11 protein-coding genes are annotated in these 15,022 nt (G+C 34.1%); 6 read left to right on the forward strand and 5 right to left on the reverse strand.

Annotation, left to right across the window (positions count from 1 at the left end):
• Positions 1-34: 34 nt before the first annotated feature.
• The 5 genes from rsmG to rpmH form a co-directional block, all read right to left on the reverse strand.
• Positions 35-760, reverse strand: coding sequence for a 16S rRNA (guanine(527)-N(7))-methyltransferase RsmG (gene rsmG / locus KA873_RS09025; RefSeq protein ID WP_107384810.1), 726 nt, complete (start codon positions 758-760; stop codon positions 35-37).
• Between the two features lies 1 nt (position 761).
• Positions 762-2,639, reverse strand: coding sequence for a tRNA uridine-5-carboxymethylaminomethyl(34) synthesis enzyme MnmG (mnmG, locus tag KA873_RS09030; protein ID WP_107384809.1), 1,878 nt, complete (start codon positions 2,637-2,639; stop codon positions 762-764).
• A 16-nt stretch (positions 2,640-2,655) separates the two neighbouring features.
• Positions 2,656-4,035, reverse strand: coding sequence for a tRNA uridine-5-carboxymethylaminomethyl(34) synthesis GTPase MnmE (mnmE, locus tag KA873_RS09035; protein WP_181187421.1), 1,380 nt, complete (start codon positions 4,033-4,035; stop codon positions 2,656-2,658).
• Between the two features lie 152 nt (positions 4,036-4,187).
• Positions 4,188-4,535, reverse strand: coding sequence for a ribonuclease P protein component (rnpA, locus tag KA873_RS09040; RefSeq protein ID WP_046207171.1), 348 nt, complete (start codon positions 4,533-4,535; stop codon positions 4,188-4,190).
• A 140-nt stretch (positions 4,536-4,675) separates the two neighbouring features.
• Positions 4,676-4,813: a 50S ribosomal protein L34 gene (rpmH, locus tag KA873_RS09045; protein WP_000240855.1), complete on the reverse strand. Its 138-nt coding sequence runs from the start codon at positions 4,811-4,813 to the stop codon at positions 4,676-4,678.
• 721 nt (positions 4,814-5,534) lie between these two features.
• Here rpmH and dnaA point away from each other — a divergent pair.
• From dnaA to gyrA, 6 genes are all read left to right on the forward strand, one after another.
• On the forward strand, positions 5,535-6,902 hold the full coding sequence (gene dnaA / locus KA873_RS09050; protein ID WP_107384807.1) for a chromosomal replication initiator protein DnaA: 1,368 nt from the start codon (positions 5,535-5,537) through the stop codon (positions 6,900-6,902).
• A gap of 240 nt (positions 6,903-7,142) precedes the next feature.
• Entirely contained in the window at positions 7,143-8,273 is a 1,131-nt protein-coding gene (dnaN, locus tag KA873_RS09055) for a DNA polymerase III subunit beta (RefSeq protein ID WP_019467929.1), read from the forward strand.
• A 676-nt stretch (positions 8,274-8,949) separates the two neighbouring features.
• Positions 8,950-9,183, forward strand: coding sequence for a S4 domain-containing protein YaaA (yaaA, locus tag KA873_RS09060; RefSeq protein ID WP_171027031.1), 234 nt, complete (start codon positions 8,950-8,952; stop codon positions 9,181-9,183).
• Complete coding sequence (recF, locus tag KA873_RS09065; protein WP_019467931.1) at positions 9,180-10,295, forward strand: DNA replication/repair protein RecF; 1,116 nt, start codon at positions 9,180-9,182, stop codon at positions 10,293-10,295. The genes yaaA and recF overlap by 4 nt, the downstream gene beginning before the upstream one ends.
• A 12-nt stretch (positions 10,296-10,307) precedes the next feature.
• On the forward strand, positions 10,308-12,248 hold the full coding sequence (gene gyrB / locus KA873_RS09070; protein ID WP_181187414.1) for a DNA topoisomerase (ATP-hydrolyzing) subunit B: 1,941 nt from the start codon (positions 10,308-10,310) through the stop codon (positions 12,246-12,248).
• 35 nt (positions 12,249-12,283) lie between these two features.
• Positions 12,284-14,971, forward strand: coding sequence for a DNA gyrase subunit A (gyrA, locus tag KA873_RS09075; RefSeq protein WP_210140265.1), 2,688 nt, complete (start codon positions 12,284-12,286; stop codon positions 14,969-14,971).
• Positions 14,972-15,022 lie beyond the last annotated feature (51 nt).

The raw sequence follows: 15,022 nt of genomic DNA on the forward strand, positions 1-15,022 counted from the left end.
TTTTATGCGCTCCCTCTAAATTAGTTGTATTAAATCACTTTTCTTTTTCAAGTAATGGAGACTTATTGGGCATTCCTGGTTTTCTTGGATATTTCTTTGGTGTCTCACTTCTCTTATCAATCTTTATCATTTGCCTTTCACCAGCATCTTCTGGTAATTCATATGAAATGACATCCTGAAGTTTACCACCGAGGATTCCTATACCAAAACGCGCTTCTTCCAATTCTTCTTCGCCTTTAGCTGACTTTAAAGCAATGAATTGTCCACCCTTTTTAACTAACGGTAAACACAATTCGCTTAATACGGAAAGTCTAGCAACTGCACGTGCAGTTACAATATCATAAGACGCCCTGTAGTCTCCCTTTCCGTAAATTTCTGCGCGATCATGTACAAAATTCACATTTTCTAAATCTAATGCTTCTGCTAATTGATTTAAAAAATGGATGCGTTTATTTAATGAATCTACAATTGTAATTTTTAAATTAGGATAAATAATTTTTAATGGAATACTTGGAAAACCAGCACCAGCACCAATATCACAAATTGTTAGCTCTTGTGTCAAATCCGTATAAAAACTTAGTGCAATTGAATCATAAAAATGTTTCAAATACACTTCATGTTCTTCAGTAATACTTGTTAAATTCATTTTTTCATTCCATTCAACGAGCATTTGAAAATACGTTTGAAATTGATGTTGTTGTTTTTCTGTAAGTTCGATATCTTGTGTGCTGAGTTGCTCAGTTAACCATTTTACACTCATCTTAATTTTCCACCCTTTGTATTTTACCTTGTTCTAGGAACACTAATAAGATCGAAATATCTGCAGGATTTACACCTGAAATCCGAGATGCTTGCGCAATATTTAACGGTTTAACTTCCGCTAATTTTTCGCGTGCTTCAGTCGCTAAACTATCAACTTTACTATAATCTAAGTCTTCTGGAATTTTCTTTTCTTCCATACGTTTTACTTTTTCAACTTGCTGTAACGACTTATTGATATAGCCTTCATATTTTGTCTGAATTTCAACTTGCTCTTCAACATCACTAGGTAATTGATTTTCTTCTTCTAAAATTTCTAGAATCAAGTTATACGTCATTTCAGGTCTACGCAATAACTCCAAGGCTAATATACCGTCTTTCAAGCGTGAACCGCCTTGCGCTTCAATAATTTCTTGTACACGTTCGTGCGGTTTTATTCTAATTTCATTTAAGCGTGCTTGCTCATCTTTTATCATTTGACGTTTTTCATTGAAACGCGCATAACGTTCTTCAGAAATCATACCTAATTTATAACCTAAATCTGTTAATCGTAAATCTGCATTGTCATGTCTTAATAATAAACGATATTCTGCACGAGATGTTAATAAACGATATGGTTCATTGGTACCTTTTGTTATAAGATCATCTATTAAAACACCAATATAGGCGTCTGAACGGCTTAAGATGACTTCTTCCTCATCTAGTACTCTTGACGCTGCGTTAATTCCAGCCATGATACCTTGTCCTGCCGCTTCTTCATAACCAGAAGTTCCGTTGATTTGTCCTGCAGTATATAAGTTTTTAATTTTTTTAGTTTCTAGTGTTGGCCACAGTTGTGTCGGTACAAGTGCATCATATTCAATTGCATATCCTGCACGCATCATATCCGCTTTTTCTAAGCCTGGAATTGTTTCCAACATCTGACGTTGAACATGTTCAGGTAAGCTTGTTGATAAACCTTGGACATAAACTTCATTGGTATTTCTACCTTCTGGTTCTAAGAAAAGTTGATGTCTAGGCTTATCATTGAATCTTACAAATTTATCTTCAATTGATGGACAATATCTAGGTCCTGTACCTTTAATCATGCCTGAATACATCGCAGATAAATGTAAATTATCATCTATAACTTGATGTGTTTCTCCATTGGTATATGTTAACCAACAAGGTAATTGATCTAAAATATATTCCGTTGTTTCAAAACTAAATGCTCTACCAACGTCGTCACCTGGTTGTATTTCTGTTTTAGAATAATCAATCGTTTTGGCATTAACACGCGGTGGCGTACCAGTTTTGAATCTCACTACTTCAAATCCGAGATTTCTAAGATTGTCAGCTAGTGAAATAGATGGTAATTGATGGTTTGGACCACTTGAATATTTCATGTTACCTAAAATGATTTCACCACGTAGAAATGTACCAGTTGTAATAATGACCGCATCTGCCCAGTATTCTGTGCCGATATTCGTACGTACGCCTTTGATGACTTCATCTTCAATAATTAAGTCATCCACCATACCTTGCATAATATCAAGGTTTGCTTCATCTTCAATTACCTTTTTCATTTCTTGTTGATAAAGTACTTTGTCAGCTTGTGCGCGAAGTGCTCTTACTGCCGGGCCTTTGCCAGTGTTTAACATACGCATTTGGATATGCGTTTTATCGATTGTTTTCGCCATTTGGCCACCTAATGCGTCTATTTCACGAACTACTATTCCTTTAGCCGGGCCACCAACTGATGGGTTACATGGCATGAATGCAATATTATCTAAATTTATTGTTAACATTAACGTTTTGGCACCACGTCTTGCTGAAGCAAGTCCAGCTTCAATACCAGCATGTCCGGCTCCAATTACTATTACATCATATTCTTGAGCCATACTTTTTTCCTCCCTTTTATTTTCCTAGACAGAATTGACTAAATAATTGATTTATCAATTCTTCACTTGCGGATTCTCCGATAATTTCACCTAAAATTTCCCAAGTTCTAGTTAAATCTATCTGAACCATATCCATTGGCACACCAGCTTCTGCAGCATCTATAGCATCTTGAATTGAGTTTCTCGCTTGTTTTAACAATGAAATATGTCTTGAATTCGATACATATGTCATATCCTGATTTTGGACATCTCCTGCAAAGAATAAATCTCTAATTTGTATCTCTAACTGATCAATACCTTCTTGTTTTAACATTGATGTTTGAATGATTGGCATATCTCCAACCATTTCTTTTACTTCTGAAATATCTAATTGTTTGTCTAAATCCATCTTGTTAATTATGACAATGGCATCTTCATTTTTAATAACTTCATATAATTTGCGATCTTCTTCTGTTAATGATTCGTTATAATTTAGCACAAACAAGATTAAATCCGCTTCACCTAAAGCTTTGCGTGAACGTTCTACACCAATACGTTCAACGATATCTTCCGTTTCACGTATCCCAGCAGTATCTACTAACCTTAAAGGTACACCGCGAACGTTTACGTACTCTTCTAAAGTATCTCTAGTCGTACCAGGCACCTCTGTAACAATCGCCTTATTGTCTTGGATCAGGTTATTTAACATGGATGACTTACCAACATTCGGCTTACCAACTATGACCGTTGCTAAACCTTCTCTCATTATTTTCCCTTGTGTGCCTGTATCTAATAACTTATTAATCTCTGTCTTAATTTGATTTGATTTTTCTAATAAAACTTCTGTTGTGGCATCTTCCACATCATCATATTCTGGATAATCTATATTAACTTCTACTTGTGCAAGGATTTCGAGAATGGATTGTCGCTGTCGCTTAATCATATCACTTAAACGACCTTCAATTTGATTCATTGCAACTTTAGATGCACGATCGGTTTTAGAACGAATAAAATCCATCACCGCTTCGGCTTGAGATAAATCAATACGCCCATTTAAAAACGCACGTTTTGTGTATTCACCTGGATCAGCCATTCTTGCACCGTGTGTCATCGTTAACTCTAACACTCTATTGATGGTTAAAATACCACCGTGACAATTAATTTCAACGATATCTTCTCTAGTAAATGTTTTCGGTGCACGTAAGACAGACACCATCACTTCTTCGACCACTTCATTTGTCTCAGGATCAACAATATGCCCATAATTTATTGTATGAGAAGGTACATGTTCTAATGGTTCTTTCCCTTTATATAATTTATCTGCAATATTTACCGCGTCAACACCTGACAAACGTACAATACCAATAGCACCTTCACCCATAGGTGTGGATATACTCGTTATCGTATCTAAATCCATCATCCATCTCGCCTCCTTTATTCTAAAATTTATCATTATAATATTGTAAATAGTTTTGGATCAAAAAGCTAACATCTTGTTCAAAATTTCTAATAAGTTAGTCTTAGGGTTGTGTGACGTTAGACTGACGTCAGTCTTAATTATCCCCTACCCTACTTAATTCGTTTATTAAAAACCTTAGCTATTTTTAAAACATGTTCTAAACTTGCTTGGATTTGTAGTGTATCCATATCTTTAGCTGGCTGCCTGGCTATCACAATAATTTCCATTGGTAATATATTTTGTTTATGTACCTTGAAACTTTCACGAATAGCACGCTTAATTTTATTTCTAACAACAGCATTACCTAATTTTTTAGAAACACTAATACCTAGTCTAAAGTGTTCTAATTCTTTATTAGGTTTCGTATAGACTACAAATTGACGATTTGCTACTGATTTTCCTTTTTTATATATAAATTGGAAATCACTGTTCTTTTTAATTCGGTATGCCTTCTCCACGAAACATCACTCGCTTATCTTTTCATTACATTTATTATTATATACCTAACATGTGTTGTATTTTTTAATAATAACAATAATTTTGCTACTTATTTTCGTTATTTTAAACCAAAAAAAAGACCACTGATGAGTCAGTGATCTTATGCTGATAATACCTTACGGCCTTTACGACGACGACGCGCTAAAACTTTACGACCGTTTTTTGTGCTCATGCGTTTTCTGAAACCATGAACTTTACTATGTTTACGTTTATTTGGTTGATAAGTACGTTTTACCATGCAAAAACACCTCCATCTGTATTCGGTTATCTAAATATTATAATAGATAAATTAATATAAGCTTTTTGCTTCAAGTCTTGATTTAATATTATTAATTTCTAGTCATAATTCAAGCAACTACTACAATATAACAAAATCTTTTTTATAAAGCAAGTATCAATTTCAAGCATGTTTTCATCTCATTATAATATGAATGAGTACTAGATATTTTTAAACTGTATTGATAAATACGTCTATTAATATAGAAGATTCACCTTATCATATAAATATTTTTCATTTCAAATCTAGAGAATTTTTAATTATACAAATTCCATACACTTTTTATAAATTATTTCCCAAGCCCACAAATCGTTTAATTTTTGATATACTATTCATTCTTGTAAGTTATCCACTTATTCACAGATACGCATGCTTATTTTGTGGATAATATTTCATCTATGCACAGGGTTATTTACGATTTAACAACATATTCACAGCCATTTGACAGAGGTGTTTGTTAAAAAGTATAATTGTGTGGATAAGTTATGTAAATATTGATAAATAAGGGATTATATTATGGAGATATATCCTAAATGGTTGTGTATAACTTATAATCCACAATGAGTTATCCACTGATTGTGTGTAACTTGTGGATAATTATTAACAGCTTGTGATTATGTTTATTCACACATGTTATTTCTGTGTATAACTTTTAAAATATAGAAAGTTGGAGTTTGCTATTATGTCAGAACAAGAAATTTGGGAAAAAGTTTTAACCTTAGCTCAAGAAAAAGTCAGCTATCCTAGCTATCAAACTTTTTTGAAAGATACAAAACTTTATTCGTTACAAAATGATGAAGCTATTGTAGTCATTGATGATCCTTTTGTAGCTAATTGGTTAAAAACACATTATGTTGAAATCGTACAATCTGCATTATATGAAGCTATTGGTCACGAAATCATGCCAGTATTTTACTCTGAAGATGAATTAGAAAGTTTAAAATCTGAAAAAAAACAAGATGTTAAACAAAGTGCTAATGAAAAAGAAGTAGACCTTGATACTGTTGATGTAGCAAAAGTTGGTGATGAACAATTCAATATCAACAATACATTTGAAACATTCGTCATCGGTCCCGGAAACAGATTCCCACACGCTGCGAGTTTAGCTGTAGCCGAAGCACCGGCCCAAGCATATAATCCATTATTTATATATGGTGGTGTAGGATTAGGTAAAACCCATCTAATGCATGCTATTGGCCATTATGTCTTAGATAATAATCCAAATGCCAAAGTCATCTATACATCTAGTGAAAAATTTACCAATGAATTCATTAAATCTATCCGAGACAATAAAACAGAACGTTTTAGAGAAAAATATCGTAATATCGATGTGCTCTTAATAGATGATATACAATTCATTCAAAACAAAGAACAAACTCAAGAAGAATTCTTCCACACATTTAATGATTTACATCAAGCGAATAAGCAAATTGTTATTTCTAGTGATAGACCTCCTAAAGAAATTGCTAAATTAGAAGATCGACTACGTTCTCGCTTTGAGTGGGGATTGATAGTAGATATTACACCGCCAGACTACGAAACCAGAATGGCTATTTTGCAGAAAAAAATTGGTGAAGAAAATATAAATATTCCTACTGAAGCCTTAACGTATATCGCTAATCAAATACAATCAAATATACGTGAACTTGAAGGCGCACTTAATCGTGTATTGGCCTTTTCAAAGTTACAAGGACAACCTATCACAACTGAATTAACAGCAGCTGCACTGAAAGATATCATCCAAGCACCTAAATCTAAAAAAATTACTATACAAGATATCCAAAAAGTTGTTGGAGAATACTATAGTGTAAGAATAGAAGACTTTAGTGCCAAGAAACGTACAAAATCGATTGCTTATCCACGTCAAATTGCTATGTATTTATCACGTGAATTAACTGACTTTTCGCTGCCTAAAATCGGAGAAGAGTTTGGTGGACGTGATCATACTACTGTTATTCACGCACATGAAAAAATAGTAAAAGATATCAATAATGATCCGACATTTAAGCAAGAAGTTGAAAATCTTGAAAAAGAAATTAGAAACCAATAAAACAATCTGTACTATAACAGATTAATAAATCAATTTAGAGGTATAACAAAATAACTTATTTTTTAACTTTGTGGACAATGTGCAAAAGTAATACACACTGTGCACAAGTTATCCACAGTCGTCAAACAATGACATGATTGTATTAATTTGAGTTATCCCCTAATCCACAAGCCCTACTACTATTACTACGTGTTTAAAACCTATATAATTATTATATAAACGACTGGAAGGAGTTTAAAAATGGAATTTACAATTAGAAGAGATTATTTTATAAATCAATTAAATGACACATTAAAAGCAATCTCACCAAGAACTACATTACCTATACTAACGGGTATAAAAATTGAAGTTAAAAACAATGAAGTCATACTTACTGGTTCAGATTCAGAAATCTCAATAGAAATTACAATTCCTAAACAAGTAGATGGAGAAGACATTATTGAAATTACAGAAACTGGTTCAGTTGTACTCCCTGGTCGTTTCTTTGTAGATATTATTAAAAAACTACCAGGAAAAGAAGTTAAATTATCAACAAATGAACAATTCCAAACTTTAATAACTTCTGGACATTCAGAATTTAATTTAAGTGGTTTAGATCCAGATCAATATCCTTTATTACCACAAGTTTCTCGTGATGATGCGATTCAATTATCTGTAAAAGTGCTTAAAAACGTGATAGCACAAACGAATTTCGCAGTGTCCACCTCAGAAACACGCCCAGTACTCACTGGTGTTAATTGGCTTATACAAGATAATGAATTAATATGCACAGCGACTGACTCACACCGCTTGGCTGTGCGAAAAGTAGCTTTAGAAGATGAATCTGAAAATAAAAATGTCATTATTCCAGGTAAAGCTTTAGCAGAATTAAATAAAATTATGTCTGATAGTGAAGAAGATATCGATATTTTCTTTGCATCAAACCAAGTATTATTTAAAGTCGGAAATGTAAACTTTATTTCACGTCTCTTAGAAGGTCACTATCCAGATACTTCACGTTTATTCCCAGAAAACTATGAAATTAAAATAGGCATAGATAACGGAGAATTCTATCATGCTATTGATCGTGCGTCTCTATTAGCACGTGAAGGTGGAAACAATGTTATTAAATTAAGTACAGGTAATGAATTAGTCGAGTTATCCTCTACATCACCAGAAATTGGTACTGTGAAAGAAGAAGTAAAAGCGGATAACGTTGATGGTGGCAATTTAAAAATTTCATTTAACTCTAAATATATGATGGATGCACTTAAAGCAATCGATAACGATGAAGTTGAAGTTGAATTCTTTGGTACGATGAAACCATTTATTTTAAAACCAAAAGATGATGATTCAGTTACACAATTAATTTTACCAATTAGAACATATTAAGCTTTTGTTCAAGAGATAGAGCCTGAGACAGATTTATGTCTCGGGTTTTTTATATTGTGGATATTTAAAACATAGTAAGCATAACTTAGAGGTGTGGACAGAAGCTTGATTTAAAACCCATTTTCAATTCAGTCATCTACTGCCAATATGAAATGCGTTTGAGGCGAATCTATTATGTCTCAACCTCTGTCACATATAAACCATTGCTTCACTCTTTTTTATTTCGAAGTAATTTCATAAAATAAAACGTGTATATTGATAGATATATATTAATCATAAACATTTAACGCTACTTACATGCTATTTAGAGCTTAAATATAAGCAATTTAAACTTTTTTAGACTTATGATACCTAAAACGAATAAATAAGCTGAGAAAGTCATTAAAATTCAAAATCATAACATTGTCGTTGAACGCATATTAAAATTTTTTATGAAATATTGCGTAATTAAGAACATTAATAATTAATTTTTAAGTAGAATCTTTTTTTAAGAAGATAGAATATTAGGAAGAAAAGTTTGTTATAATATATGAGTGTTACCTTGTTAAAAGTACTTTTGTAAATAAATTTCAATAATAGTAAAAATTATACATAAGAAAACGCTTTCTATCTGCATTTTGCATGAAATTTTTCTCGAAAAAAGGTATAATATATAGATGAGTTTAAAAGGAATGGAGTGATTGATTTGGTTGAAGAAGTAATTGTTGATGGAGACATTACTTTAGGGCAATTTCTAAAGACAGAAGGTATTATTGAATCTGGTGGTCAAGCGAAATGGTTCCTGCAAGATTTTGAAGTAATGATCAATGGTGAGCGCGAAATGCGTCGTGGTAAAAAATTAAACCATCAAGATAACATCGTTATACCAGAAGTCGGTTCATTTTTGATTATACATCAAGGTGAAGAATGAAACTAAAGACACTCCAGCTAGACAATTATCGTAACTATGAGTCAATTACTCTAAATTGTCACCCTGAAGTCAATATATTGATTGGCGAGAATGCGCAAGGGAAGACTAATTTATTGGAATCTATTTATACACTAGCATTAGCCAAAAGTCACAGAACATCAAATGATAAAGAACTCATACGTTTTGATCGAGACTATGCTAAAATAGAGGGTGAACTCAGTTATAGATATGGAGAAATGCCTTTAACGATGTTTATAACTAAAAAGGGTAAGCAGGTTAAAATCAATCACTTAGAACAAAGTAGACTGACACAATATATCGGTCACTTAAACGTTGTCTTGTTTGCACCTGAAGATTTGAATATTGTCAAAGGCGCACCTCAAATAAGACGTAGATTTATAGATATGGAACTTGGACAAATTTCAGCTGTATATTTAAATGATTTGTCTCAATATCAAAGAATTTTAAAACAAAAGAATAATTATTTGAAGCAATTGCAATATGGTCAAAAGACTGACAGCACTATGCTTGATGTCTTAAACCAACAATTTGCAACATATGCACTCAAAGTTACATTAAGACGTGAACATTTTATTAAAGAACTTGAATCATTAGCCAAACCTATTCATTCTGGTATTACAGACGAGAATGAAACACTGTCATTAAGGTACCTTCCTAGTATCAAATTAGATGCGGAAGAAAAAAGTGAGACAGAACGCTTAGAGGAAGTCTTAACTTTACTAGATGATAATAAAGATCGTGAAAAAGATAGAGGTGTCTGTTTGTTTGGCCCTCACAGAGATGATTTAGGTTTCAACGTAAATGGTATGGATGCTCAAACTTACGGTTCGCAAGGACAGCAAAGAACGACGGCTTTATCAATCAAACTTGCAGAAATCGAACTGATGAATATTGAGGTAGGTGAGTATCCCATCCTATTACTAGATGATGTGTTAAGTGAATTAGATGATTCACGTCAGTCTCATTTATTGAGCACAATTCAACATAAAGTGCAGACATTTGTGACGACAACATCAGTTGATGGCATTGATCATGAAATTATGAAAAACGCTAAACTTTATCGCATTAATAATGGCGAAATTATAAAGTAACGGAAAGTGAAGGTGGAAGCATTGTCAGATGTGAACAACACGGAAGATTATGGTGCTGGTCAGATTCAGGTATTAGAAGGTCTAGAAGCGGTTCGTAAGAGACCAGGTATGTATATAGGCTCAACTTCAGAAAGAGGACTACATCACTTAGTTTGGGAAATTGTTGATAACAGTATTGACGAAGCACTTGCAGGTTATGCTGACCAAATCGACGTTATTATTGAAGAAGATAATTGGATAAAAGTAACAGACAATGGTCGTGGTATTCCTGTTGGTATACAAGAAAAAATGGGACGACCTGCCGTTGAGGTTATTCTAACTGTACTACACGCTGGTGGTAAATTCGGCGGTGGCGGTTATAAAGTTTCCGGCGGTCTACATGGTGTAGGTTCTTCTGTTGTAAATGCTTTATCAGAAGATTTGGAAGTGTATGTATACAAGGATGAAAATATATATCATCAAGCATATAAAAAAGGCATACCTCAGTTTGATTTAAAAATCATTGGTGAAACTGATGAAAGTACTGGTTCTACAGGTACTGCGATTCGTTTTAAAGCTGATCCTGAGATATTCACTGAAACAACAACATATAATTATGAAGTCTTGCAACAACGTATCAGAGAACTGGCGTTTTTAAATAAAGGTATCTCAATTACATTAAGAGATGAAAGAGAAGAAGAGGTTCGTGAAGATACTTATCACTATGAAGGTGGTATAAAATCTTACGTTGAAATGTTAAATGAAAATAAAGAACCTATTCATGAAGAACCGATTTATGTACATCAATCAAAAGATGATATTGAAGTTGAAATAGCGCTTCAATACAATAAAGGCTATGCTACAAATCTTTTAACATACGCGAATAATATTCACACTTATGAAGGTGGTACTCATGAAGAAGGCTTTAAACGAGCGCTCTCTCGTGTGTTAAATAGCTACGGTCTTAACAGTAAAATCATGAAAGAAGATAAAGAAAGACTTTCAGGTGAAGATACACGTGAAGGCTTAACGGCTGTTGTTTCAATCAAACATGGTGATCCACAATTCGAAGGACAAACTAAAACTAAATTAGGTAACTCCGAAGTACGTCAAGTTGTTGATCGTATATTCTCCGAGTTGTTTGAACGCTTTTTATACGAAAATCCACAAGTAGGTCGAACAATCGTAGAAAAAGGGATTATGGCATCACAAGCACGTCTTGCAGCTAAAAAAGCGCGTGAAGTGACACGTCGTAAGTCTGCGCTAGAAATTTCAAGTTTACCAGGGAAACTTGCAGATTGTTCTAGTAAAGACCCTTCTCGAAGTGAAATTTTCATCGTCGAAGGTGACTCTGCCGGAGGGTCTACAAAATCTGGTCGTGACTCAGAAACGCAAGCCATTTTACCATTACGTGGTAAGATATTGAACGTTGAAAAAGCACGTTTAGATAGAATTTTAAATAATAATGAAATACGTTCTATGATTACTGCTTTTGGTACTGGTATTGGTGGAGAGTTTGATTTAAGTAAGGCACGCTATCACAAGATTATCCTTATGACAGATGCCGATGTTGATGGTGCACATATTAGAACTTTACTATTAACATTCTTTTATCGCTTTATGAGACCGTTAATTGAAGCTGGATATGTTTATATTGCACAACCACCATTATTCAAATTGACACAAGGTAAACAGAAATACTATGTGTTTAACGAACGTGAATTAGAAAAACTTAAAGCTCAATTGGATCCAAGTCCAAAATGGTCTATTGCACGTTACAAAGGTCTTGGTGAAATGAATGCTGATCAATTATGGGAAACAACTATGAATCCAGAGAACAGAGCTATGTTACAAGTATCATTAGATGATGCGATTGAAGCTGACCAAGTTTTTGAAATGTTAATGGGCGATGTTGTTGAGAACCGTAGACAGTTTATTGAAGATAATGCAGTTTATGCAAACTTAGATTTCTAAGACAATGAACTGAATTTTTGAAGGAGGATATCTTGATGGCTGAATTACCTGAATCAAGAATAAATGAACGAAATATAACGAATGAGATGCGTGAATCGTTCCTAGATTATGCGATGAGCGTTATCGTTTCACGTGCGCTACCAGATGTTAGAGATGGTTTAAAACCAGTACATCGACGTATACTTTACGGCTTACACGAACAAGGTATGACACCTGATAAATCATATAAGAAATCTGCGCGTATTGTTGGGGACGTTATGGGTAAATATCACCCTCACGGAGACTTCTCAATTTACGAAGCTATGGTTAGAATGGCCCAGGACTTCAGCTATCGATATCCTTTAATTGATGGCCAAGGTAACTTTGGTTCTATGGATGGTGATGGCGCAGCGGCGATGCGTTATACAGAAGCGCGTATGTCTAAAATCACACTCGAAATGTTGAGAGATATTAACAAAGATACGATTGATTTTGTTGATAACTATGACGGTAACGAAAGAGAGCCGGCAGTCTTACCTTCAAGATTTCCAAATTTACTTGTAAATGGTGCATCAGGTATCGCAGTAGGTATGGCTACTAATATACCTCCACATAACTTGACTGAAGTAATCAATGGTGTATTAAGTTTAAGCTATAATCCAGATATTACGATTGCAGAATTAATGGAAGATGTTCAAGGGCCAGACTTCCCTACAGCAGGTATTATTCTTGGTAAAAGTGGTATACGCCGTGCATTTGAAACTGGACGTGGTTCAGTTCAAATGAGAGCAAGAGCTGAAATTGAAGAACGTGGTGGCGGTCGTCAACGTATCGTTGTAACAGAGGTTCCATATCAAGTAAATAAGGCCCGCATGATTGAAAAAATTGCTGAATTAGCACGTGATAAAAAAATCGATGGCATTACAGATTTACGTGACGAAACAAGTTTACGTACTGGTGTGCGTGTTGTGGTTGACATACGTAAAGATGCCAATGCCAGTGTTGTATTAAATAACTTGTATAAACAGACACCATTACAAACGTCATTTGGTGTTAACATGATTGCTTTAGTTGATGGCAGACCGAAATTGATTAACCTTAAAGAAGCATTGGTTGAATATCTTGAACATCAAAAGATAGTTGTAAGAAGAAGAACAGAATACAACTTGAAGAAAGCACAAGACCGTGCACATATTTTAGAAGGCTTAAGAATTGCTTTAGATCACATTGATGAAATTATTCGTGTGATCCGTGAATCTGATACAGACAAAGTTGCAATGATAAGCTTGCAAGAACAATTTAAACTTACTGAACGACAAGCGCAAGCCATCCTTGATATGCGATTAAGACGTTTAACAGGTTTAGAAAGAGATAAAATTGAATCTGAATATAATGAATTAATTGCATATATAGAAGAATTAAAAGCGATTCTTGCAGACGAAGAAAAACTATTACAACTTGTTCGTGATGAATTAATTGATGTTCGTGAACGCTATGGTGACGAACGTAAAACAGAAATTCAAATGGGTGGTCTCGACAATATTGAAGACGAAGACCTAATCCCAGAAGAACAAATTGTCATCACATTAAGTCACAATAACTATATTAAACGTCTACCCGTTTCAACATATAGAGCTCAACATCGCGGTGGTCGTGGTGTACAAGGTATGCAAACATTAGAAGAAGATTTTGTAAGTCAACTTGTTACATTGAGTACACACGATCATGTCTTATTCTTCACGAATAAAGGTAGAGTGTATAAACTTAAAGGTTATGAAGTGCCAGAACTCTCCCGTCAGTCTAAAGGTATCCCAGTAGTCAATGCGATTGAACTGGATAATGATGAAACGATTAGTACAATGATTGCCGTCAAAGATTTAGAAAGTGAAGAAGACTACTTAGTATTTGCAACGTTAAATGGTATCGTAAAACGTTCAGCATTACGTAATTTCTCTCACATTAATAAAAACGGTAAGATTGCGATTGGTTTCAAAGAAGATGATGAATTGATTGCAGTGAGATTAACAGATGGTGAAGATGATGTATTAATCGGTACTGCTCATGGTTCTTTAATTCGCTTTAACGAAACTGCATTACGTCCTTTAGGTCGTACAGCTGCTGGTGTTAAAGGTATTACATTAAGAGAAGGCGACAGCGTCATTGGATTAGATGTTACTAAAGCAGAAACAGATGATGAAATTCTAGTCGTGACTGAAAATGGCTACGGTAAACGTACGCCAGTTAGTGAATATCGTTTATCTAACCGTGGCGGTAAAGGTATTAAGACTGCTACGATTACAGAACGTAACGGTCAAGTTGTATGTATCACATCCGTCGAAGGTAAAGAAGATTTGATGATTGTTACAAATGCTGGTGTAATTATCCGTATCGGCGTTGAAGATATTTCACAAAATGGACGTGCAGCCCAAGGTGTAAGATTGATTAAATTAAACGACGATCAATTTGTTTCTACAGTTGCTAAAGTAGATGAAGAAGAAAAAGAAGCTGAAGAAATTGAACTTCAAGAAACAGAAAATGAACAAATTGAAGGCTCTTCAAGTGACGGTCAACAATCAGAATCTGTAGTAACTGATGATTTATCAGAAGGTATCGTTCATACCGAAGTTGAAGAAGATACCGATGAAGATGGTCGTCAAGAAGTGAGAAAAGACTTTATGGATCGTATCAATGAAGACATTGATAATAGTGATAATGAAGACACTGAAAACGAAGATGACGAATAACCTCAATTTCTATAAGTAAACCAACAGCTACATTTAAAATTGAAAAATTTA

Origin of the sequence: Staphylococcus sp. GDY8P45P, from assembly GCF_017892745.1 — a bacterium.
In the GTDB taxonomy this organism is placed as follows: domain Bacteria; phylum Bacillota; class Bacilli; order Staphylococcales; family Staphylococcaceae; genus Staphylococcus; species Staphylococcus cohnii.